Annotated in this window: 23 protein-coding genes; 5 read left to right on the top strand and 18 right to left on the bottom strand. The window is 72.4% G+C overall.

The genetic code is table 11. From position 1 onward, the window contains the following. Positions 1 to 7: 7 nt before the first annotated feature. Complete coding sequence (locus ACQP00_RS09010; RefSeq protein ID WP_433217090.1) at positions 8 to 1,315, bottom strand: aspartate aminotransferase family protein; 1,308 nt, start codon at positions 1,313 to 1,315, stop codon at positions 8 to 10. Positions 1,316 to 1,390: 75 nt separating this feature from the next. Here ACQP00_RS09010 and ACQP00_RS09005 point away from each other — a divergent pair, with 75 nt between their 5' ends. Continuing rightward, the gene (locus ACQP00_RS09005; RefSeq protein ID WP_433217087.1) at positions 1,391 to 2,305 is read left to right on the top strand and encodes a LysR family transcriptional regulator; all 915 of its coding nucleotides are present in this window, start codon (positions 1,391 to 1,393) and stop codon (positions 2,303 to 2,305) included. On the opposite strand, the gene ACQP00_RS09000 is transcribed toward ACQP00_RS09005, so the two are convergent. The 5 genes from ACQP00_RS09000 to ACQP00_RS08980 form a co-directional block, all read right to left on the bottom strand. Beyond that, the gene (locus tag ACQP00_RS09000) at positions 2,247 to 3,071 is read right to left on the bottom strand and encodes a DUF1028 domain-containing protein (RefSeq protein WP_433217084.1); all 825 of its coding nucleotides are present in this window, start codon (positions 3,069 to 3,071) and stop codon (positions 2,247 to 2,249) included. The genes ACQP00_RS09005 and ACQP00_RS09000 overlap by 59 nt on opposite strands. Positions 3,072 to 3,391: 320 nt before the next feature. Beyond that, positions 3,392 to 3,655 (bottom strand): DUF4235 domain-containing protein, encoded by a 264-nt coding sequence (locus tag ACQP00_RS08995; RefSeq protein WP_433217081.1) that lies wholly within the window; start codon positions 3,653 to 3,655, stop codon positions 3,392 to 3,394. Next, positions 3,655 to 4,041, bottom strand: coding sequence for a DUF3618 domain-containing protein (locus ACQP00_RS08990; RefSeq protein WP_433217078.1), 387 nt, complete (start codon positions 4,039 to 4,041; stop codon positions 3,655 to 3,657). The genes ACQP00_RS08995 and ACQP00_RS08990 overlap by 1 nt, the downstream gene beginning before the upstream one ends. Next, on the bottom strand, positions 4,038 to 4,487 hold the full coding sequence (locus tag ACQP00_RS08985; protein ID WP_433057803.1) for a phage holin family protein: 450 nt from the start codon (positions 4,485 to 4,487) through the stop codon (positions 4,038 to 4,040). Before ACQP00_RS08985 ends, ACQP00_RS08990 begins: the two co-directional genes overlap by 4 nt. A 48-nt stretch (positions 4,488 to 4,535) precedes the next feature. Then, a complete protein-coding gene (locus ACQP00_RS08980; protein ID WP_433217075.1) occupies positions 4,536 to 5,939 on the bottom strand; it encodes an MFS transporter in 1,404 nt (467 codons plus the stop codon). Positions 5,940 to 5,988: 49 nt separating this feature from the next. On the opposite strand from ACQP00_RS08980, the gene ACQP00_RS08975 reads away from it, so the two are divergent. Together ACQP00_RS08975 and ACQP00_RS08970 are read left to right on the top strand one after the other, a co-directional pair. Next, positions 5,989 to 6,714 carry a TetR/AcrR family transcriptional regulator gene (locus ACQP00_RS08975; protein WP_433217072.1) on the top strand — a complete coding sequence of 242 codons (726 nt, stop codon included), beginning with the start codon at positions 5,989 to 5,991 and terminating at the stop codon, positions 6,712 to 6,714. Next, a complete protein-coding gene (locus ACQP00_RS08970; protein WP_433057797.1) occupies positions 6,711 to 7,268 on the top strand; it encodes a hypothetical protein in 558 nt (185 codons plus the stop codon). Before ACQP00_RS08975 ends, ACQP00_RS08970 begins: the two co-directional genes overlap by 4 nt. Before the next feature lie 7 nt (positions 7,269 to 7,275). Here the strand turns inward: ACQP00_RS08970 and xylB are convergent, their stop codons facing one another. The 3 genes from xylB to ACQP00_RS08955 form a co-directional block, all read right to left on the bottom strand. Next, the gene (gene xylB / locus ACQP00_RS08965; RefSeq protein WP_433217069.1) at positions 7,276 to 8,664 is read right to left on the bottom strand and encodes a xylulokinase; all 1,389 of its coding nucleotides are present in this window, start codon (positions 8,662 to 8,664) and stop codon (positions 7,276 to 7,278) included. Further along, positions 8,661 to 9,821: a xylose isomerase gene (gene xylA, locus ACQP00_RS08960; RefSeq protein ID WP_433217066.1), complete on the bottom strand. Its 1,161-nt coding sequence runs from the start codon at positions 9,819 to 9,821 to the stop codon at positions 8,661 to 8,663. Before xylA ends, xylB begins: the two co-directional genes overlap by 4 nt. 94 nt (positions 9,822 to 9,915) lie before the next feature. Next, complete coding sequence (locus tag ACQP00_RS08955; protein ID WP_433217063.1) at positions 9,916 to 11,121, bottom strand: ROK family protein; 1,206 nt, start codon at positions 11,119 to 11,121, stop codon at positions 9,916 to 9,918. 99 nt (positions 11,122 to 11,220) lie between these two features. Between ACQP00_RS08955 and ACQP00_RS08950 the strand changes: the two genes are divergently transcribed. Further along, on the top strand, positions 11,221 to 11,676 hold the full coding sequence (locus ACQP00_RS08950) for an RrF2 family transcriptional regulator (protein WP_223102116.1): 456 nt from the start codon (positions 11,221 to 11,223) through the stop codon (positions 11,674 to 11,676). A gap of 49 nt (positions 11,677 to 11,725) precedes the next feature. Beyond that, entirely contained in the window at positions 11,726 to 11,953 is a 228-nt protein-coding gene (locus tag ACQP00_RS08945; RefSeq protein WP_433217060.1) for a hypothetical protein, read from the top strand. A gap of 60 nt (positions 11,954 to 12,013) precedes the next feature. Here ACQP00_RS08945 and ACQP00_RS08940 read toward each other — a convergent pair whose 3' ends face one another. The 9 genes from ACQP00_RS08940 to ACQP00_RS08900 form a co-directional block, all read right to left on the bottom strand. Then, entirely contained in the window at positions 12,014 to 12,505 is a 492-nt protein-coding gene (locus ACQP00_RS08940; RefSeq protein WP_433217057.1) for an NADPH-dependent FMN reductase, read from the bottom strand. Positions 12,506 to 12,549: 44 nt separating this feature from the next. Then, complete coding sequence (locus ACQP00_RS08935) at positions 12,550 to 13,005, bottom strand: RrF2 family transcriptional regulator (protein WP_433217054.1); 456 nt, start codon at positions 13,003 to 13,005, stop codon at positions 12,550 to 12,552. A 224-nt stretch (positions 13,006 to 13,229) separates the two neighbouring features. Continuing rightward, a complete protein-coding gene (locus ACQP00_RS08930; RefSeq protein ID WP_433223782.1) occupies positions 13,230 to 14,099 on the bottom strand; it encodes an acyl-CoA thioesterase in 870 nt (289 codons plus the stop codon). Between the two features lie 13 nt (positions 14,100 to 14,112). After that, complete coding sequence (gene pyk / locus ACQP00_RS08925) at positions 14,113 to 15,531, bottom strand: pyruvate kinase (RefSeq protein WP_433217051.1); 1,419 nt, start codon at positions 15,529 to 15,531, stop codon at positions 14,113 to 14,115. Positions 15,532 to 15,637: 106 nt separating this feature from the next. Continuing rightward, positions 15,638 to 16,765, bottom strand: a complete 1,128-nt coding sequence (locus tag ACQP00_RS08920; protein WP_433217048.1) for a mechanosensitive ion channel family protein — start codon at positions 16,763 to 16,765, stop codon at positions 15,638 to 15,640. A gap of 235 nt (positions 16,766 to 17,000) precedes the next feature. After that, positions 17,001 to 18,104: a type VII secretion-associated serine protease mycosin gene (gene mycP / locus ACQP00_RS08915; RefSeq protein ID WP_433217045.1), complete on the bottom strand. Its 1,104-nt coding sequence runs from the start codon at positions 18,102 to 18,104 to the stop codon at positions 17,001 to 17,003. Further along, positions 18,101 to 19,216: a hypothetical protein gene (locus ACQP00_RS08910; RefSeq protein ID WP_433217042.1), complete on the bottom strand. Its 1,116-nt coding sequence runs from the start codon at positions 19,214 to 19,216 to the stop codon at positions 18,101 to 18,103. The genes mycP and ACQP00_RS08910 overlap by 4 nt, the downstream gene beginning before the upstream one ends. Continuing rightward, the gene (locus tag ACQP00_RS08905; RefSeq protein WP_433217040.1) at positions 19,216 to 19,611 is read right to left on the bottom strand and encodes a hypothetical protein; all 396 of its coding nucleotides are present in this window, start codon (positions 19,609 to 19,611) and stop codon (positions 19,216 to 19,218) included. The genes ACQP00_RS08910 and ACQP00_RS08905 overlap by 1 nt, the downstream gene beginning before the upstream one ends. Before the next feature lie 103 nt (positions 19,612 to 19,714). Next, the gene (locus ACQP00_RS08900; RefSeq protein WP_433217037.1) at positions 19,715 to 20,392 is read right to left on the bottom strand and encodes a neutral zinc metallopeptidase; all 678 of its coding nucleotides are present in this window, start codon (positions 20,390 to 20,392) and stop codon (positions 19,715 to 19,717) included. Between the last annotated feature and the right edge of the window lie 31 nt (positions 20,393 to 20,423).

Below are 20,423 nucleotides of genomic sequence, written 5' to 3'. Positions count from 1 at the left end.
TCAGCATTTAGGCACCCAGTGCCTCGTCCAAGATTGCGAGGCCGCGGTCGATTTCCTCGTCGGTGCTGGTCAGGGGTGGGGCGATGCGGAAGGTGCCGCCCATGCCCTTGAGCTGCACGACGTTCATGTGCAGGCCGAGCTTCAGGCAGCGCCGGGTGACCTCGGCGCCGAGGGTGTCGGCGCCCGCCTTCGTGGCGCGGTCGGTGACGAGTTCCAGGCCCTGCAGCAGCCCGCGCCCGCGCACGTCGCCCACGACCTCGTGGCGGGCCTGCAGCTCCAGCAGCCCGCGCCGCAGCCGCTCCCCCAGCTCGGCCGCGCGCCGATCGAGGCCGTCGCGCTCCAGGATGTCGAGGACGGTGTTGCCGACGGCCGCCGGCAGTGGGTCGCTGACGTGGGTCGTGAAGAACAGGAAGCCTCGCTCGTACGCCCGCTGCTCGATCTCCTCGCTCGTCACCACCGCCGCCAGTGGGAGGCCGGCTCCGAGGGTCTTCGACAGCGTGATGATGTCCGGCACGACGCCGTCGCGCTCGAACGCGTACCAGTTGCCGGTCCGGCACAACCCGGTCTGGGCCTCGTCCAGGATCAGCAGCATGCCGCGCTCCCGGCACTTGCGTTGCAGCGCCGCGAAGTACCCCGGCGGCGGTTCGATGACACCGCCCGAGCTCAGGATCGGCTCGACCAGGCACGCGGCCGGCGCCCCGACCGACTGGGCGTCGAACAGCGTGAACGCGAAGTCGAGCTGGCGCTGCCAGTCCAGGGTGCCGTCGGGGTTGGTGAAGTCCGGCCGGTACGAGTCCGGCGCCGGGATCGCGAAGTTCCCCGGCGCGGCGGGGCCGTAGCCGCGGCGCCCGGCGCTGTACGTCGCGCCCGCGGCCGCCTGCGTCATCCCGTGCCAGGAGCGCGCGAACGAGACGATCTCGTGGCCGCCGGTGACGAGCTTGGCCATCCGTACCGCCGCCTCGTTGGACTCCGCCCCGGTCGTCAGGAGCAGCACCTTCTCCAGTGGGGCGCCCTCGAACGGCGCCTGCGCGTGGGCCAGCGACTCGGCGAGCCGGCGCGACAGCTCGACCACCGGCTTGGTGAGCATGCCGCTGAAGACGTGGTCGAGCTCGCCGATCTGCCGGCGTACCGTCGCCACGATCTCCGGGTGCGAGTGCCCCAGGATCGCGCTCATCTGCCCCGACGTGAAGTCGAGGATGCGCCGCCCGTCCTCGGTGATCACGTGGCTGCCCTCGGCCCGGACCACGATCTCCGGGGTGAACGCCCCGCCGTACCGCACGACATGCCGCTCGACATCGCTCCAGAAGTCCGCCATGGTGCCGACGCTACGGCCGCGCTATGTTCACTTCCAGCTCGCGTTTCCTGACAGCTTGCACGGCGGTACCGAACAATGCTCGACCCTTGGCGTCTCAAGCTCCTGGGCGACCTGGCCACCCTCGGCACCGTCCGCGCGGTCGCGCAGGCGGCCCATCTGAGCCCGTCGACGGTGTCCCAGCAGCTCGCCGTGCTGGAGCGGGAGGCCGGCGCGCGCCTGTTCGAGCGGTCCGGCCGCCGCCTGCGCCTGACCGACGCGGGCCTGACCCTGGCCCGGCACGCGCGCACGATCCTGGACCAGATGGAGACCGCCCGCGCCGAGCTGGCCACGCTCGACGACGCCGCCCCGGCCGGCCGCCTGACCATCGGCACCTTCACGAGCGCGGCCAACACGTTCGTCCTGACCGCGATCCAGCGCCTCCTCGCGGAGGTGCCGCGCCTGCGCATCGACATCAGCGAGCTCGACCCGAACGAGACCATCCCGGCCCTGCGCCGCGGCGCGTGCGACATCGCGGTGACCGCCGACCAGTTCGACGGTACCGTCCCGATCGACGACGAGATCCTGCACACCCCGCTGGCGACCGACCCGATCGTCCTGGTCACGGCCGCGACCGCGCGCACCACGGCGGCCCTCGCCGACTACCGCACCGCGCGCTGGTCGGCCGAGCGCCCGGACACGTGGACCCACGACCTCATCACCCGCGCCTGCCGCCGAGCGGGCTTCGAGCCCGATTTCACCGCCCTCTTCGCCTCGTACGGCCCGCTCCTGGCCCACGTCGAGGCCGGCCTGTCGGTGACCCTGCTGCCGGAGCTCGCGGTCGACGCGCGCTACGATGTCACCGCACACCCGCTCAGCGACCCGCTCGAACGCCACATCACGGCGGCCGTGCGCGCGTCGTCGGCCACGCGCCCCGCGATCGCCGCCGCCCTCGCTACGCTCCGGTCGGCCGCTGCGCCGCCCGCAACTGCTCCAGCACCAACGGATCGATAGCCCCGGCGACAAGGCGCTCCTCGAGATTCTCGACCCCGGCCCAGGCGTCCAGCGAGTCGTACCCGAGCGCCTTGAGCTTCGCGTCGACCTCGGCCGCCAGCTCGCCGTCGAGGGGCAGCAGCGTGGCGGGATCGGGCTTGCCGAAGTACAGGTCCCACAGCTCGATGAGCCCACCCATCCGCGCCACCGGATCGGCATCGTCGTCGACGCGGAGATCGACCTCGACGTCGCTCATCCCGCCGTACCCGGCCCCGCGCCGCACCGTGAGCAGCGCCGCGCTCTGCCGCCCCCGCCGATCCCCACCGGCCGCGTCCCCGGCCGCGAGCGCGGCGTGCAACCGGCGCGGCAGCGACAGCTCGCCGGAGCCCAGCCAGACCCGCTCCATCTCGGCGACGACCTGCGGCCCGGCGAGGATGTTGCCCTGGATGGCGTACCCGTCGCCGGCGACTCCCCCGGCCCAGTCGAAGCACTCCGCGCCGGTGTACGTGGCCCCGTCCCCGTTCGGCCCGACCACCCCGAGCTGCCGCTGCGCCCGGCCGGCGTCGGCCGCGGTGAGCCCGGCGATGACATCCGCGGCGGCGGTGCCCGTACGTAGCAACGCCAGCCCCTGCGCCCGGTAGGCCAGGTTCGCGAACGCCTGCGTGGCGAGCGCCCCGACCCCGGCCTCGGCCGCCGGCACCGCCGCCCCGACGGCGAGAAACTTACTGGCCACGGCGATACCGAGGGTCTGCCCGTCGGCGGACCGCCCGACGATCGAGAACGTCATGCCGCTCACCGTACGGCAATCCTTCACTCCGGCAATATTGTTGCTGGGCAACGAAATGTCGGGCCTCGTGCCTCGGCCGCGACATTTCGGATTTATACCTGGTCGGGCGAAAAATCGAGTTATGTCGCGGCGCGCCAGCGCCCGACATAACGGAGATCAACACCCCGGATCAGCACCAGCGCGCCCGCGAGGCGTAACCCGGCGCCGCGGCGGGCACACGCAGCAGCGCGCGGCCGCTCCCTCGACGCGGCCGCGCGCTTAGCAAAGACTCTGGCGGGCCGAACACGCAAAAGCGGTTGCCGGCCCGGAGCAGCGAAGGATCAGTCGTCCGGCCACTCGCCCGTGATGCGTCGAACGCCCGCCGCGCCGCCCCGGTCGATGGCGGCCTTCACCACGGCGAAAATGGCGCCCTGCAAGGCGGCCGCGGCCAGGACCTCGCCCCAGCCGTACTCGCGCGAGGTCGCCGCCGGGGCCTCCTCCTCGCCGGAGAGGCGCTTCCACACCTGCTTGAACACGATTCCCGCCGCGATGCCGCCCGCCACGCTGAAGGCGATGCTGAACGGCTTGTACAGCACCTTGTTCATCAGGCCTCCCGCCGGCTGCGGAACCCGACCAGCGCGGCCACCACGAGCAGGGCCGAGGCCACCACCCACGGCGCCGGGCGTTCGCGGGCCGAGTCGAGCAGGCGGCGCATCCCGGTCTGCAGCGACTGGCGCGGATGCGTGCGCAGTTCGCGCGTGGCGTAGGCGGCGTTGACCGTCATCTGCTCCACGCCCTCGCGCATGCGCAGCTTGGCCGTTTCGACCGTGGAGTGCACGGCCTCCTGGGCACGGGCCTTCACGTCGGCCTTGGCCGCAAGGGCCTCGACGGTCTCGCCGAGCCCGGCGCGGGTGCGGGCGATCTCCGCCCGCAGCGCATCCGGGTCGGCGGTCTGGCTGTGTCCGTTGGTGCTGTGGTCGGTCGAGGTCATCGGTGGCCTCCGTGCTTGACCGAGGTCGTGATGGTGTCGATGTCGGCCTTCACCCCGGCCACGGTCTCTTCCGGCATCGGCGGCACGGCCCGCTTGACCTGGCCCTTGCCGACCAGCGCGAGCACGCCGGCCACGAGGAACAGCGCGACCCCGACGATCAGCGCGGCCAGCCAGGCCGGCATGACCGCGGCCAGTCCGATGATGAGCGCGGCCAGCAGCGCGCCGACGCCGTACAGCGCGACGACCCCGGCCCCGCCGAACATCCCGACACCGAGTCCGGCCCGCTTGCCCTTCTCGGTGAGCTCGATCTGGGCCAGCTTGAGTTCGTCGCGTACCAGCGTGGAGACCTGCTCGGCGGCGAGCTTCACGAGCTCGGCGGTCGAACGGTCGGCCGTCGGTTCCTGCAGTCGCGGCGCCACGGCCGGGCGGTTCAGTGTGGACGTCATGGTTTCTCCTCTCGCCCGTATCCACTTGATGCCCAGCCTTGAGCGGGGCTAACCCGCGACCGCGACCGGCACCGCGGAACCCTCCTCGGAAACATCCCTGGCCCGGGCGGGGAGGAGGAAGCACAGGACCCCGGCGACGGCGAGCAGCCCGAGCTCCAGCCACAGCACCCCGTCGAGCGATTCCCAGGAGAAATACGCCGTCCCCAGTACGGCCACCCCGATCGCCCCGCCCACCTGTTGCGCGGCCGTCAGGGTGCCGGAAGCGGAGCCGACCTCGTGCGGATCCACGGCGGCCAGCACGATGTCGAAGTACGGCGCCATCGAGGCACCCATCCCGATCCCCAGCACGAGCAGAGCGGGCAGCAGCACCCCGAGCGACGGTCCGAAGAAGAGCCAGCACACACCAAAAGCCACCACGCCGGTACCGCCGACAAGCACCCTCCGCCCGCCGAAGCGCGCGGTCAGGCCCTGCGCCGCGATCGCGCCCAGTGCGGTGCCGAAAGCCCACGGCGCCTGGGTGAGGCCGGCGCGCAAGGGGCCGTAGCCGAGGCCGATCTGGAGGTACACGCTGAGGATCAGCGACAGCCCCATGACGCCCGCGAAGAAGATCAGCCCGACGACCAGGCCGGCGTTGAAGCGCCGCTTGGCCAGCAGGGAGGGCTCGACGAGGGGAGTCCGTCCGGCGCGCACCCGGCGGCGCTCGTAGCGGCCGAACAGCCACAGCACGGGCGCCGAGGCCGCCAGCGCCGCCCAGCACCACCACGGCCAGCCCAGCTCGCGCCCCTGCACCAGCGGGAACACCAGCAACAGCAGGGCGCCGCCGAGCAGGGCGGTGCCGGGCAGGTCGAGGCGCAGGGACCGGTCCTGCTCGGCCGTGCGCGGCAGGACGAGCACCGCGCCGAGCAGCGCGGCCAGGCCGACCGGGACGTTGATCAGGAAGATCATCCGCCAGCCGGTGCCGAACAGGTCGGCGTCGACGAGGACGCCGGCGAGGATCGGGCCGCAGACCGCGGACAGGCCCATGACCGGGCCGAAGGCGGCGAACGCGGCGCCGACCCTCTCGGGCGGGAACGCGGCCTTGATCAGGCCCAGGCCCTGCGGGATGAGCACCGCACCGGACAGGCCCTGCAGCACCCGGCACGCGACCAGCCAGGCCGGGCCGGGCGCGACCGCGCAGAGCAGGGACATGAGGGTGAAGCCGGCCGCGCCGAGCAGGAACATGCGGCGGCGGCCGAAGATGTCGCCGAGGCGGCCGCCGGTGACCAGGCCGACGGCGAAGGCGAGGGTGTACCCGGCGGCGAGCCACTGCAGGAACGCCGTGCCGCCGCCGAGGTCGGCGCGGACCGACGGGCCGGCGATGGCGATCACCGTGGCGTCGAGGAGGTCCATCACCTCGGCCGCCAGCACGACGGCGAGCACCAAGAAGGGGTTCGAACGCTGTTCGTCAATCACGAACACTGTTCTACGTTGGAACACTGTTCGTGTCAAGTACGATTGCCGGGTGCCGTCTGCCGCCATCCCCGCCCCACCGTGGCGGGCGCCGAAGAAGACCCCGGCCGCCCGCCAGCCCCTGAGCGCGGAGGCGGTGCTGAGCACGGCCCTGCGCCTCGTCGACAAGGACGGGCTCGACGCCCTGAGCATGCGGCGGGTGGCGCAGGAGCTGGGCACGGGCGCGGCGTCGCTCTACGCGTACTTCGCCAACAAGGACGAGCTGCTCGAACAGCTCCTGGACCGGGTGGTCGGCGAGGTACCGCTGCCGCGCGCGGACGCGCCCGACTGGCAGGCCGAGGTCAAGCGCAGCTGCTTCGCCAGCCGCAACGTGTTCTGCGCGCACCGCGACATCGCCAAGGTGGCCCGGGCCAACATCCCGACCGGGCCCAACTCGCTGCGCTACACCGAGGCGCTGCTGGCCGTGCTGCGCGGGGCCGGCCTGCCGGACCACATCTGCGCGTGGGCGATGGACCAGATGTCGATGGTCATCATCGCCGACGCGATCGAGACGGCGATCCACGCCGAGCTGGGCCGGCGCACCGAGGCGGAGGCGGCGCCGTACCTCAACCAGGTCCGCGACTACCTCGCCGCGCTGCCCGCCGACGAGTTCCCGAACCTGGTCGCCATCGCGCCGGCGATGATCGAGGGCAGCGGCGACGAGCGGTTCGCGTTCGCGCTCGACGTGATGCTCGACGGCCTCGCCCGTCACGCCCGCCCGGCCGGTGGTGCCGCGTGACCGCGATCGTCGGCCTGGTCCACCAGGGGACCGTCTACATCGGCGGGGACAGCGCGGGCGCCTCGGGCTGGAGCCTGACCGTCCGCGCCGACTCCAAGGTGTTCCACAACAACGGCTACCTCTTCGGCTTCACCACGTCCTTCCGGATGGGGCAGCTCATCCGGTACTCCCTCAAGCCCCCGAAACCCGTCGGTGACATCGAGCGCTTCATGGCCACGCGGTTCATCGACACCGTCCGGGACTGCCTGAAGGCGGGCGGCTGGGCGCGGCGGGACAGCGAGCGCGAGGAGGGCGGCACCTTCCTGGTGGGCGTGAAGGGCCGGCTGTTCACCGTGCACGACGACTACCAGGTGGCCGAGGCGGCCGACGGGTACGCCGCGGTCGGCGTCGGCGACGAGATCGCGCTCGGCGCCCTGTTCGCCACCGCGCAGTCCCGCATGGCCCCGCAACGCCGCGTGGAAACGGCGTTACGGGCCGCGGAGCGGTTCAGCGCCGGCGTCCGCGGCCCGTTCGTGTGCCTGTCCCAGCCGCCGAACATCGCGTCCGGCGGCTGAGACTCCGTCATTTCAGCAGCGCCTGCGCGCGGTCGCGCACGTCGCCGTACACCTTCCGGACGCCCTCGGTGGGAAGCGCCGTGGCGTCGGCGGCCGACACCGGCCACTCCGGCGCCTCGTCCGAGCCCTTGAGCGCCCAGGCGGCCTGGCGGGCCGCGCCGAGGGCCACGTACTCCCCCGGGGCCGGCACGCTGACCGGCACCCCGAGCAGCCCCGGCGCGATCGCGCGGACCGCCGCCGACGCGGCCGCGCCGCCGATGAGCAGGACCCGCTCGACCGGCACGCCCAGCCCGCGGACGGCGTCGAGCCCGTCGGCCAGGCCGCACAGCATGCCCTCGTACGCCGCGCGGGCCAGGTTGGCCGGCCCCGCGTTGGCCCGGGTGAGCCCGTTGAGCAGGCCGCGCGCGTTGGGCAGGTTGGGCGTCCGCTCGCCGTCGAGGTACGGCAGCAGCGTCAACCCGCCCGCCCCCGGCTCGGCCGCGAGCGCGAGCTCGTCCAATGTGGACAGTGAGACCCCGAGCAGGTTCGCCGCCGCGGTGAGCACCCGGGCCGCGTTCAGCGTCGCGACCAGCGGCAGGTGCCGCCCGCTGGCGTCGGCGAACCCGGCGACGGTACCGCTGGCATCGGCCACCGGCGCCGCACTGACCCCGAACACGGTGCCCGAGGTGCCCAGCGACACCACCAGGTCCCCCGGCCGCAGCCCCAGCCCGAGCGCGGCGGCCATGTTGTCCCCGGTGCCCGGCGCGAGCAGCGCCCCGTCCGCCGTCTCGCCGACCACCTCGGCCGGCCCGGCCACGCGGGGCAGCGCGAGGTCGCGGCCGAACGCCAGCCGCACCAGATCGGTCCGGTACTCGCCGGTGGTGGGCGACCAGTAGCCGGTACCGGATGCGTCGCCCCGGTCGGTCGTCAACTCCTGCCGCACGTTGAGCAGCGACGTGATCCAGTCGTGGGGCAGCACCACCGACGCGGCCCGGGCGGCCACGTCGGGCTCGTGCCGCGCGACCCAGCGCAGCTTGGTGACGGTGAAGCTCGCCACGGGAACCAGCCCGACGGCCGAAGCCCAGCCCGCGGCGCCGCCCGGCAGCTCGGCGATGAGGTCCTCGGCCGCGCCGGCGGAGCGGGTGTCGTTCCACAGCAGCGCGTCGCGGACCACGTTCCCGGCCTCGTCCAGCAGCACCATGCCGTGCTGCTGGCCCCCGACGCCGATGGCCGCGACCCCGTCGAGCAGCCCGCCCGCGGTCGCCTCCTGGAACGCGGTCCACCAGTGGGCGGGCGCGACCTCGGTGCCGTCCGGGTGGGCGGCGCGGCCCTCCCGGACGACGGCTCCGGTGTCGGCGTCGCAGACGAGAACCTTCGTCGACTGGGTCGACGTGTCCACCCCCGCGACGAGGGTCATGAACGGACGCCGAGCAGGTGCTCCATGGCGAGCTGGTCGAGCACCTCGAACGCGCCACCGCGCGCGGCGAGCTTGTCGACGTCGAACTCCTCCTCGCGCAGCGAGGCGATGGTCTCGCCCTCGGCCAGGGTCGGCGTGCGCAGCTCGTCGACGCGGGCCGCCTCGAGCGCCGCGGCCACCTCGGGGTCGGCGCGGAAGGAGCGGACCCGGTCGCGCAGGATGAGGTAGTTGCGCATGCAGGCGCGGGCCGTCTCCCACACGCCGTCGTAGTCCTCGGTGCGCGGGGGCTTGTAGTCGAAGTGCCGGTAGCCGGTGTACCCGCCGGTCTCCAGCACGTCCACCGTCCAGAACGCGCCGCGCAGGTTGCCCGCGCCGAAGCGCAGGTCCTGGTCGAAGCGCGGGCCGTGCTGCCCGTTGAGGTCGATGTGGAAGAGCTTGCCGTGCCACAGGGCCTGGGCGATGCCGTGGGCGAAGTTCAGCCCGGCCATCTCCTCGTGGCCGACCTCGGGGTTCAGGCCGACGCGGTCGGGCTCGTCCAGCGTCGAGATGAGCGCGAGGGCGTGGCCGATGGTCGGGAGCAGGATGTCGCCCCGGGGCTCGTTCGGCTTGGGTTCAAGGGCGAAGCGGATGTCGTACCCCTGCTCGCGCACGTACTGGCACAGCAGGTTGAGGCCCTCGCGGTACCGGTCGAGGGCGGCCGCCACGTCCTTGGCCCCACCGGACTCGGCGCCCTCGCGGCCACCCCACAGCACGTAGGTCTCCGCGCCCAGCTCGGCGGCGAGGTCGATGTTGCGCAGCACCTTCTTGATGGCGAAGCGCCGCACCGCGCGGTCGTTGGAGGTGAAGCCGCCGTCCTTGAAGATCGGGTGGCTGAACAGGTTGGTGGTGACCATCTCGACGCGGACGCCGGTCTCGCCGAGCGCGTCCTTGAAGCGCCCGATGAGCTTGTCGCGGGTGGCGTCGTCGCTGCCGAACGGGAACAGGTCGTCGTCGTGGAACGTGACGGCGGCGGCACCGAGGTCCGACAGGCGGTGCACGGCCTCGACCGAGTCGAGCGGCGCGCGGGTCGGCCCGCCGAACACGTCCTGGGCCTGCCAGCCGACGGTCCACAGCCCGAAGCTGAACTTGTCCTCGCGGGTGGGCTGGTAATCGTTCATGAGGTACCTCTTCGAGGGCGGGGTGTTGGCGGGATGCGGGGCCCACGTTACGCCGCGCCAACCGGTTTGTTCAAGATAAGAACTAACCTCGAAATCAGGCCCGGAACACGACCCGGTAGTACGTCTCGGAGTGCTGCAGGGCCAGCAGCACCGCGCCGCGCACCTCCGCGTCCGGGCCGAGTTTCGACGCCCGGATCTCGACCCCTCGCAGCGCCGGGGCGAGCGTGTGCCGGGCCGCGGCCGCGCGCAGCGGCTCCAGCAGCAGGTCGCCGATCGCGGCCAGCCCTCCCCCGACCACGACGAGCGCCGGGTTGTACGCGTTGATGAGCCACGACGCCGCCAGCCCGAGATGCTCGCCGACCTCCTCGATGACCCGCCGCGCGGTCGCGTCCCCGGCGAGCGCGGCCGCGGTCACCTCGCGGGCGTCGAGGCCGTCCAGCCCCGCCCGCCGCGCCGCGCGCACGATCGCCGGACCCGACGCGAGCGTCTCCAGGCAGCCGACCTTGCCGCAGTTGCAGGGCTCGGTGTTGCCCGGCACCGCGTTGTGCCCGATCTCGCCCGCGGTCCCGCCGACCCCGTGGAACACCCGCCCGTCCGTCAGGATGCCCGCCGAGAGACCGGTTCCGGTGTACAGCAACGCCAGGTCCCCCACCCGCTCCCCCGCGCCCTCCAGGTTCTCGGCGACGGCGGCGGCCTGTCCCGCGTTGTGCACGTACACCGGCGCGTTGCCGAGCTCGGCCGCGAGCAGGTCCCGGACCGGCACGTCCCGCCAGCCGAGGTTGGGGGCCAGCAGGCAGACGCCGGCGTGGAAGTCGGTCAGGCCCGGCAGCACCGCACCCACGGCCGCGATCTTCGCGCCGGGGATGTCGGCCTTCGCGATGGCGTCCCTGGCCTCGGCGGCGACGGTGTGCAGCACCCCGGCCGGCGCGGTGGCGCGGTCCGGCGTCGGCAGCTCGCGGCGGGCGACCTCCTCGCCGGTCGCGTCGCCGATCGCGATGGTGGTGCGCCGGGCCCCGATGTGCACCCCGACGACGAGCAGCGAGCGGGCGTTGAACTCGAGCAGGATCGGCGGCCGCCCGCCGCTGACCGCGGTCGAGCCGGGCCCGATCTCGCGCACGAGGCCCTCGGCGATGAGCTCGTCGACGATCGCCGACACGGTGGGCTTGGCCAGCGTCGTGGAGCGCGCGATGCTGGCCCGCGACACCGGGCCACCCTCCTTGACCAGGGCAAGCACGAGCGAGCGATTGACCTCGCGCATGACGTTGTGGTCGGCGCCCCGCCGCGGCTCATCGGATCGCATAATCCGACAACGCTACCCCGGCGATCACCCGCGGGCGGGCACCCTACATTGGTAGCGGACATCCAATGCCACCAGCCCGGCCGGAAAGGCAGCCTTTCGATGCACATCTCGGCGCGCGGGGACTACGCGGTTCGCGCATCCCTCGGGCTCGCGGCGGCCTACCCCGCGGTGGTCTCGGCCGCGGGCCTGGCCGACGAGCAGGACATGCCCCGCAAGTTCCTCGAAGCCGTCCTGGGCGACCTGCGCCGGGCCGGCCTGGTCCGCGGCCAGCGCGGCGTCGACGGCGGCTACGTGCTCACCCGCCAGCCCTCGGAAATCATGGTCGGCGACGTCCTGCGCGCGGTCGACGGCCCACTGGCCGAGGTGCGCGGCGTGCGCCCGGAGGAAGCCATGTACTCCGGCACCGCCGAGCACCTGCAGCAGCTCTGGGTCGCGGTACGGGCCGCGGTGCGCAACGTGCTGGACGAGGTGAGCCTGGCCGACGTCGTACGCGGCCGGATGCCCGCCCACGTCCGCCGCCTCACGACTCCTCCGGCCGCCTGGCAGCCCCGCTGATCTGCCCGTTCTTGGTCACCCCGCACGGCGGGAGTCCTACGCTCGGCTTATGTCGACGAAAGCGCACGACCCCTATCTGCAGGCCGCCGAGGGTTTCCTGCACAGCATCCGCGCGGAGCTGGACATGGCCGACGACCTGGAGATGGACCGGACGCTGCGGGTCACCCAGACGTACGCGCTGGTGAGCATCGCCCGCTCGCTCAACGAACTCAGCGAGCGGGGCGCGTTCGGCGACCACGACCCGCTCCTGACCTCAGCCGCGGCGCTCCACGGCTAGCCCCACGGCACTTTCCCACGGCCGTGACTCATGGCGTTCGCGGCGTTCCGCGGCCACGGATCAGGTCGTGACGAACACGCCGTCGAGCCCGTTCACGTAGTCGGCGGCCGTCTTGCCGGCGTTGGCCAGGTCGGCGTCGACCACGGCGAGGCCCGGGTCGACCGGGACGGCGGCGAGTTCGGTCAGCAGCTCGCGCAGGTGCCGGGTGGCCGCGTCGGCCTGGGGCTGGATGCCCGCGGTGACCACCGTGACGGCCGTGATGTCCTTGAGCCCGGCGGCCGGCAGCTGGTCCAGCAGCACCTTCAACACGCCTGTGTAGCTTCCCTTGTACGTCGGGGTCGCCACCACGAGCACGCTCGCCCGCTGCAGGAGGGCGACCGCGTCGGCCACCGCGCCGTCGCCGGGCTGCAGGAGCCGCGGCCCGAGTTCGGTGACGTCGATCGTGCGCGGCGCGGCCAGCCCGAGCCGGGTGGCCAGCGCGCCGCCGACCTCCTCGGCCAGGTGCAGGGTGCGCGAGTGGGGGCGGGGGTTTCCGGAGACCACGACAATCACCGGCCGATCCTATCGGCTACTCAAACGATAGGAAATAGCGACTTCTAGACCCAGGCCCGCGGGTCGGCCACCAGGTCGCGCACCCGCTCGGGCAGCTCGCCGGTCACCACGTCCTCGATGGTCACGGTCTCCAGGATCAGGCGCTCGTTGGCCCGCAGCGCGATCCAGACGTCCTGCAGGGCCTGGGCGGCGCCGTGGTACCCGAGCTCCTCCGGCCGCTGCCCGCGCACGTTGGCCAGCGGGCCGTCGATCACCCGGATGATCTCGGCCAGGGAGATCTCGGCCGCCGGGCGGGCCAGCCGGTAGCCGCCCTCCGGGCCGCGCTGGGCCACCACGATGCCGCCGCGGCGCAGCTGCAGCAGGATGCTCTCCAGGAACTTCGGGGGAATCTGCTGCGCGGAGGCGAGGCGGTCGGCCGTCACCAGCTTGCCGTCGGCCGACGTGGCCGCCAGCTCCGCCACCGCGCGCAGCGCATAGTCAACTCGGGCCGAAAGCCGCATGACCTCATCCTCCCACGTGGCGCAACAGGCCTGCTCGCACCGTGGTCGCGATGTGCCGCCCGTCCCGCACGACCCTGCGGCCCGCCGCCTGGCCGCTGGCGCCGGATCGCATCCTCACCCTCCGACCCGGCGCAACAGGCCTGCTTGCACCGTGGTCGCGATGTGCCGCCTGTCCCGCACGACCCTGCGGCCGGCCGCCTGGCCGCGGGGGCCGGATCGCATCCTCACCCTCCGACCCGGCGCAACAGGCCCTCTTGCACCGTGGTCGCGATGTGCCGTCCGTCGCGGGCGAACATCCGGCCGGTGGCGAGGCCGCGCGCGCCGGAGGCCGACGGGCTGGAGCTGTCGTACAGGAACCATTCGTCGGCGCGGAAAGGCCGGTGGAACCACATGGCGTGGTCGAGGCTCGCCCCGATGAAGCCGCCCGGTCCCCAGACCGCCCCGTGGGCCGACAGCACCGAGTCGAGCAGGGTCAGGTCGGAGGCGAAGGCGAGTACACACGTGTGCAGCACCGGATCGTCGGGCAGCTTGCCGTCCAGGCGCATCCACACCCGCTGGCGCGGTTCGGCGGGACGGTCGCCGGGCGCCACCCAGCCGGGCTCGCCCACATAGCGCACGTCGATCGGGCGGGGCATGACGGCCCACACGCCGGCCCGGTCCTCGTAACCGGCGAGGCGCTCGGCCATTGTCGGTACCTCATCGGGGCCCGGCACGTCCGGCGGCGCCGGCTCGGCGTGGTCCAGCCCCTCCTCCGGCCGGTGGAAGGAGGCCGACATGAAGAAGATCACCTTGCCGTGCTGCTCCGCGACCGAGCGGCGCACCGAGAACGAGCGGCCGTCGCGGATGTTCTCCACCGCGTAGGTGATGGGCACGTCGGGATCGCCGGGGCGGACGAAGTACCCATGGAGGGAATGGACTGTGCGCTCGCGATCGACGGTGCGTCCGGCGGCGACCAGGGCCTGAGCGGCCACCTGGCCGCCGTAAACGCGCTGGGGGCCGTCCGGCGGGCTGATGCCCTTGAACCGGTCGTCCCCCAGCGCCTCGAGATCCAGCAGCCGGACGAGATCGTCCACTGCTTCCTGCCCACCAGCCAGTTCGGTCACGCTCTTATTGTGAGAGAACCCCGAGCTGGTGCACACGCAGGGTGTTCGTGGAGCCGGGCGTGCCGGGCGGGGAGCCCGCCACGATGACCACGTCGTCGCCCGGCGCGAGCCACGGCAGGCCGACGAGGGCCAGGTCCACCTGCTTGAACATCTCGTCCGTGTGCTCCACGAACGGCACGTCGAAGGTCTGCACGCCCCAGCTCAGCGTGAGCTGGTTGCGCACCGTCGGCTCCGGGGTGAACGCCAGCAGCGGCAGCTCGCAGTGCAGGCGGGCCAGGCGGCGCACGGTGTCGCCGGTCTGGGAGAACGCCACGAGTGCCTTCGCGCCGATGTTGCGCGCGATGTTGGACGCGGCCGAGGTGAGCGCGCCGCCGCGGGTGCGGGGGTCGTGCTGCAGGCGCGGCACGGTGAGCGCGCCGCCCTCGGTCGTGGCGACGATGCGGGCCATGGTGGAGACCGTCAGGATGGGGTACTTCCCGACGCTCGTCTCCCCCGACAGCATGACCGCGTCGGCGCCGTCGAGCACCGCGTTGGCCACGTCGGACGCCTCGGCCCGGGTCGGCCGCGCGTTCTCGATCATCGAGTCGAGCATCTGGGTGGCCACGATGACCGGCTTGGCCTGCTCGCGGCAGAGCTGCACGGCGCGCTTCTGCACCAGCGGCACCTGCTCGAGCGGCATCTCCACGCCCAGGTCGCCGCGGGCGACCATGACGCCGTCGAACGCGTTGACGATGGCCTCGAGGGCGGCGACCGCCTCGGGCTTCTCGACCTTGGCGATGACGGGCCGGCGGATGCCCTCCTCCTCCATGATCTCGTGGACGAGCTTGATGTCGTCCGGCGAGCGCACGAAGGACAGCGCGATCCAGTCGGCGCCCAGGCGCAGCGCGAAGCGCAGGTCCTCGGCGTCCTTCTCCGACAGCGCGGGCACGCTCACGGCCACGTTCGGCAGCGAGACGCCCTTGTTGTTGGAGACCATGCCGCCCTCGGTGACGAGGACGGTGATGTCGTTGCCCGTGACCGCGGTCACCTCGACGGCCACCTTGCCGTCATCGATGAGCAGGCGGTCGCCGGCCTTCACTTCCTGCGGAAGCTTCTTGTAGGTGCAGGACACCCGGTCGGCGGTGCCGAGAATGTCGTCGCTGGTGATGACGGCCGTTTTACCGGCCGCCCACTCGTGCGGTCCGTCTGCGAAGCGGCCGAGACGGATCTTCGGACCCTGCAGGTCCGCGAGGATGCCCACGGGGCGGCCGGCGGCGATGGCGGCCTCCCGAACAAGGTTGTACACCGAGGCGTGGTCCTCGTGGCTACCGTGGCTGAAGTTGAGCCGCGCGACGTCCATCCCGGCGTCGACTAGGCCACGGAGCCGCTCAGCCGACGACGTGGCCGGGCCGAGCGTACAGACGATTTTGGCGCGTCGAGTCACACCCCTGAGGCTAGCCCCTCCACCACGGCGCGTTATCGCTGCCCCGGCCCGCCTCCATCAGTTGAGACGGCGTCCATCTCCGCGTTCCCCGCTCCTGGCCGAGCGGTCACTGTTCAGGCCCGGTGAACGCTTCCGCGCGCGCCCGCCCGTCCACGCTGTGGCTGAAGACCCGCGAGTCACCGTCGGTGGTGAGCGTCTGCCCGGTCAGCGTCGCGTGCAGGGGCATCTGCGAGTTCATCTCCGCGCGTACCTTCGGCAGGGCCCCCGGATGGGTGTCGCGCAGCCAGGTGACGAGGTGCTCGCGCACGAAGCACCGCAGATCCCACAACTTCGGCGCGTCGGTGGCACTCACGAGCGCCCGCAACTGCATGGCGTTGCCGGTCGCCTCGACCACTTGGAGTACGGAGACCCGCCCGTCCCACAGGTCGGTGGACTCGAGAGCCCGCCGCAGCTCCTCCCGCATCTCGGGCACCGGCAACCACCAGTCGACATCGAACATCACCGCGCCCAGCAGCGCGGAATCGGTCCGCGTCCAGTTCTCGAACGGCTTCTCGGTGAAGTACGACGTGGGCAGAATCAGCCGCCGGTCGTCCCACACGTGCACGACCACGTAGGAGAGCGTGATCTCCTGAACCCGCCCCCACTCCTTCTCCACGATGATCACGTCCCCCAGCCGTACGGCGTCGGAGAACGCGAGCTGCAACCCGGCGAACACGTTGCGTAGCACACTCTGTGCCGCGAGACCCGCGATGATCCCGGCGAACCCGGCACTGGCCAGCACCGACGTCCCGACCAGCCGGGCCTGCGGAAACGTCATGAGCATCACGGCGCCGGCGAGCACCGCGACAATCGCCACCGTGACCCGCCGGATCATCACGACCTGCGTATGCACCCGCCGAGCCGTCCGGTTGTCCGGCACATCGGTCCGGAACCGCGAAAGAGCCGCATCCTCGGCCACCACGAGCAGCGCGGCGAGCAGCCAGGCCGCGGTACCAATGATGATCAGTTGATCGGCGTGCAGAAACGTGTGCCGCCACGAGGCCTCGTCGGCACTGGCACGCACCGCGAAGTAGACGGCACACAGCACCAGCACCCACTGGGTGGGCCGATGCGCCTTGAGCGCCAATTCCGTGATCAGCGAGGCCTGCCGCCCCACACGCAACAGCACCTTGTGCACAATGTGTACCGCGAGCAACGCCAGGAGCGCGGCCCCGAGCGCAATGGCCAGCGGCATGAGCGTGTCAAAGACCGTATCCCGCATTCTGCGCGCCTTACCCGCGACGGGTGATCCCCACACCACAAGGCAAGGTGATCAAAATCCCGTCGCCCGACGGCGCATCGCCACCCCTGCCACGACGCCCCCATGCACCACGCCACCAGCGATGATCGGCCCCGAACGGGCCGTTTCCGGGGTCTTCCGTCCGCGCCGTCGGAACGGCCTCGGCGGGGTGATTCGCGCGGTGAGTGCGTCACCGACGCATTCTGGTTCGACGGCGAAGCAGCAGCCCGCCGGCGACCACAATCACGACCACGACGGCCAGACCCGTGGCCCACTGCACGGCGGAAGCCGCGTTGCCACCGAAGCCGGCTTCCGGGGCCGCCGACCCCCCGGCGGGCGATGCGGCATCGGACGGGGGCACGTCGGCCGTCAGCGCGGCCACGGGATCGACGATGCCGAAGCCGAAGTCGTCGTCGCGGCCCGGCTTGCCCTTGTCGGTTGCGGTCGCCGTGATGCGGTGCACCACCTCCGGACCGGAGAGATTCGGATATCTGGCCCGAATCAGGGCCGCGACGCCCGACACGATGGCCGTCGCGTCGCTCGTTCCCGTGCCGAGTTCGTACTTGCCGCCCGGTGCCGTCGAGACGATGTCCTCGGCCGGGGCCGCCACCGTCATCTCGGGGCCGGAGACCGAGACCCGGGCGTGCGCGCCGGTGCGGTCCGTGCCGCCGACGGCGACGACGCCCGGCAGTCCGGCGGGGTACGCGATCGCGCTTCGCTCCGGCATGTTGCCCGCGGCCGCGACCACCACCACGCCCGCCGCCAGCGCGCGTTCCACCGCCTGTCGCACGAGGTCGTCGCGGTCGGTCGACGAGGCGATGCAGATGACCCCGGCGTCGTGGCCGACCGCCCAGTCGATCGCGTCGGCGAGGAACTGGGGCGGGGCGAGACCGCTCTCCTGGTTCGCCACCCGCAACGGCAGGATCATCGCCTTCGGGGCGATGCCCAGCACGCCACCGTCGTTCGGGAGGCCCCGCCCCGCGATCACGCCCGCCATGGCGGTGCCGTGGCCGACGCGGTCGACCCGGCCGTCGGTCGCGTTGCCCTCGCCGTAGGCCTTGCCGGGCAGGACCGCTCCGGCGAGTTCGGCGTGCTTGTCGTCGACGCCGGTGTCAATGACGGCGACGATCACGCCCGCGCCCTGGCTGACCTTGTGGGCCTCGGCGATGTTCAGCGCCCGGAGGTGCCACGCGCGATCGCGGATGCTGTCGGCGAGCGCCGGTCGCGGGTGCACACTGAGCGCCAGCACGATCAGGGCGCCGGCCGCGACGGGGCGCCACACGCCAGCGGTCAACGGTCGATCCCCAGGACGCCGGGGCCGGGATCGTGGCGCCGCTCGCGGGGAGGCTCGAGCACCGGCGGCACGCCCTCCTCGACCGGCCACACCTCGTCGCCGGTGCTGGGCCGCCGCGATCGCCGGCGCTCGGTGTAGGCCTCGTACGACCGATCGCGATAGCCGCCCGCGCCGAGACCCCGGGCCGGCTGCTCCTGCGGTTGTGGCGGCGGTGGCCGCCGGATCACGCCCGACCGCGCCGCCGCCGAACTGCCGCGCGGAACAACGCCCGGCATCGGGGCCAAACCAGACTGAACCGGGCGCGGTTCGGCCGGGCGCGGCGGCACGATGAGGCCGGTCGGCCCGGTGATACCGCGGCCGAACGGAAACGCGGTGGACGGCCCCGACGCCGGCTGGACCTGGGTCGGTCCGGTACCGATGACCACTCCCCCAGCGGGGCTGGTGCCCTCGGTCAGGACCGGGCCGAGGCTCGATCCCGGCGGCGGCGGATCGAAGACCGGAGCGGTGATCAGCGCCGACTGTGCGGTGCCGGACGAGCGGCGGCCCTGCGCCGGGCCCGCCCCGCCGCGCACCTGGGCGGGGGCGTCCTCGCCGTCCAGGATGGTCGAGCTGTGATCCTGAGTGCTGCGGTGCGGAAGACCGGCGTTGATCGACGGGGCGGCCCTGGCGATCTTCGCGTCGGCCGCGGCGTAGGCGCTTCTGGCCTGCCGATCCAGGTCCGGGCGGCCGGCGCTCGCGGTCACGAGACCCGCACCGGGCTGCCGGCGGCGGAGCTCGCCCATCAGCGGCTCGAGCTGGCGGCGGAGCTCACGGATGGCCGCGAAGGCCTCGTCGGCGCCGGCACAGACGCGACCGGCGGCGCTCGCGGTCGCCGTCATCGTGTCGATCAGGCCGTTGATCCGGGCGACGAACGCCTCGGCCGCCTCGCTGCGCTCCGGCGGCCAGCCCTCGATCAGGCGGTCGCGGTGCACCCGGAGATTGTTGCGCTGCTGCTCCAGCGCCACGCGGAGCCGGTTGAGCGTGTTGACGTGCACGAAGCCGGCCTCGACGTCCTCGCCCGCGACCGACGCCCACAACTCCGGCAGCCGGTACGCCGCATAGCTCTCGGGCATCAGATCGGCCTGCCCGTCCGGGGATCCACGGCGTACCGGTCGGCGTCGAATCCGGTCCGGGCGGAGCCGACCGCGTCGCCCACGTCCACGCCGGAGACCGCGTCCGCCTCGGCATAGGCCTCCGCGATGGCATGGGCCGCGCGCGCCATCGCAGCGCCCTCCAGGATCATCGCGTCGATGACGTCGAAGAGCTCGATGAGCTTTGCGCTGTAGTCGGAGGCGGCCTTGTGCACCTCCGGGCTCGCGGTCCGCGCCCCGAAGATCGCCGCCCCGGAGAAGAGATGCAGCGTGTCCACTTTCTCGGCCGAGAGGTGGACGTCCAGGTCGTGCTGGAAGTCGAGGCCGAAGGTGTGAACCGCCCTCGGGTCGACCGCGAAGCCGTGCTGATCACCCATCGCGGCCTCCTCGCCACGAAGTGCATCGGACACGACGACCGTAGCCGAGGCGGGTCCTAGCCGGTCGCCCCGAAGTGCGCAGTCGAAAGGACGCGCAAATCGGTCACCACGGCCACATCGGGGTGGTCGGGCCCGGAAGGGGATTGGTCCAGCCGGGGAAGGGGTTGCGCGTGCCCGGGAAGGGGTTGGCCGAGGCGGAAGGGTTCGGCGCTGGGAAGCCCGGATACTGCGGCGTAGAAGGGGCCGACGCCACCGAGCCCAGGCCGCCGGCGGGCATGTTGCACGGGTCGAGTCCATGGTCGTACCCGTCGAAGAAGGACGACTGCCGCTGCTCCGGCGACCCGTGCGCACCTTCCTGGAACCAGGGCTCGTCCGGCGGATCTCCCACCGAGACCAGCCCCGCCTTGAGTTCTTCCACGTCGCCGGTGTCCAGGGTGAGGTCGTTGGTCCGGATCGAGTCGCCGATCATCGCGCCCGCGAAGCAGTCGGCCTGGAGTTCCTGCTGGATGGTGAACTGGTACTGGATGCCCAGGCGCTGCTGGATGCCGTGGCCGTACTCGTGGCCCAGCAAGTAGAAGACGAAAGCGTCGCCCATGTCGTTGTAGACCTGTTCCGACCAGTTGCGGTCGTAGGCGATGAAGTCGCCGATCGGGCAGTAGGCGGCGTTCTGGGCGGGGATGGGCTGGGTGCCGCAGGAGACCTGGCCGTCGACGGTGTAGGGGATGATCTTCTCGATCGGGCGGAAACCGACGATCTTGTGGCCCCAGTAGCGTTCGGCCACGCGGACGGCGATGTTCAGGTCGCCGGCGAAG

The organism is Dactylosporangium sp. CS-047395, from assembly GCF_050942185.1.
Lineage (GTDB): Bacteria > Actinomycetota > Actinomycetes > Mycobacteriales > Micromonosporaceae > Dactylosporangium.
Note: the sequence above shows the minus strand (reverse complement) of the source record. Positions and strands in the feature narration are given on the sequence as shown.

Bases quoted from the DNA above. Each gene is read 5' to 3' on its own strand.
- ACQP00_RS09010 (WP_433217090.1), bottom strand. From the start codon at position 1,315: ATGGCGGACTTCTGGAGCGATGTCGAGCGGCATGTCGTGCGGTACGGC.
- ACQP00_RS09005 (WP_433217087.1), top strand. From the start codon at position 1,391: ATGCTCGACCCTTGGCGTCTCAAGCTCCTGGGCGACCTGGCCACCCTC.
- ACQP00_RS09000 (WP_433217084.1), bottom strand. From the start codon at position 3,071: ATGACGTTCTCGATCGTCGGGCGGTCCGCCGACGGGCAGACCCTCGGT.
- ACQP00_RS08995 (WP_433217081.1), bottom strand. From the start codon at position 3,655: ATGAACAAGGTGCTGTACAAGCCGTTCAGCATCGCCTTCAGCGTGGCG.
- ACQP00_RS08990 (WP_433217078.1), bottom strand. From the start codon at position 4,041: ATGACCTCGACCGACCACAGCACCAACGGACACAGCCAGACCGCCGAC.
- ACQP00_RS08985 (WP_433057803.1), bottom strand. From the start codon at position 4,487: ATGACGTCCACACTGAACCGCCCGGCCGTGGCGCCGCGACTGCAGGAA.
- xylB (WP_433217069.1), bottom strand. From the start codon at position 8,664: ATGACCCTCGTCGCGGGGGTGGACACGTCGACCCAGTCGACGAAGGTT.
- xylA (WP_433217066.1), bottom strand. From the start codon at position 9,821: ATGAACGATTACCAGCCCACCCGCGAGGACAAGTTCAGCTTCGGGCTG.
- ACQP00_RS08955 (WP_433217063.1), bottom strand. From the start codon at position 11,121: ATGCGATCCGATGAGCCGCGGCGGGGCGCCGACCACAACGTCATGCGC.
- ACQP00_RS08950 (WP_223102116.1), top strand. From the start codon at position 11,221: ATGCACATCTCGGCGCGCGGGGACTACGCGGTTCGCGCATCCCTCGGG.
- ACQP00_RS08945 (WP_433217060.1), top strand. From the start codon at position 11,726: ATGTCGACGAAAGCGCACGACCCCTATCTGCAGGCCGCCGAGGGTTTC.
- ACQP00_RS08935 (WP_433217054.1), bottom strand. From the start codon at position 13,005: ATGCGGCTTTCGGCCCGAGTTGACTATGCGCTGCGCGCGGTGGCGGAG.
- ACQP00_RS08920 (WP_433217048.1), bottom strand. From the start codon at position 16,765: ATGCCGCTGGCCATTGCGCTCGGGGCCGCGCTCCTGGCGTTGCTCGCG.
- ACQP00_RS08910 (WP_433217042.1), bottom strand. From the start codon at position 19,216: ATGCCCGAGAGCTATGCGGCGTACCGGCTGCCGGAGTTGTGGGCGTCG.
- ACQP00_RS08905 (WP_433217040.1), bottom strand. From the start codon at position 19,611: ATGGGTGATCAGCACGGCTTCGCGGTCGACCCGAGGGCGGTTCACACC.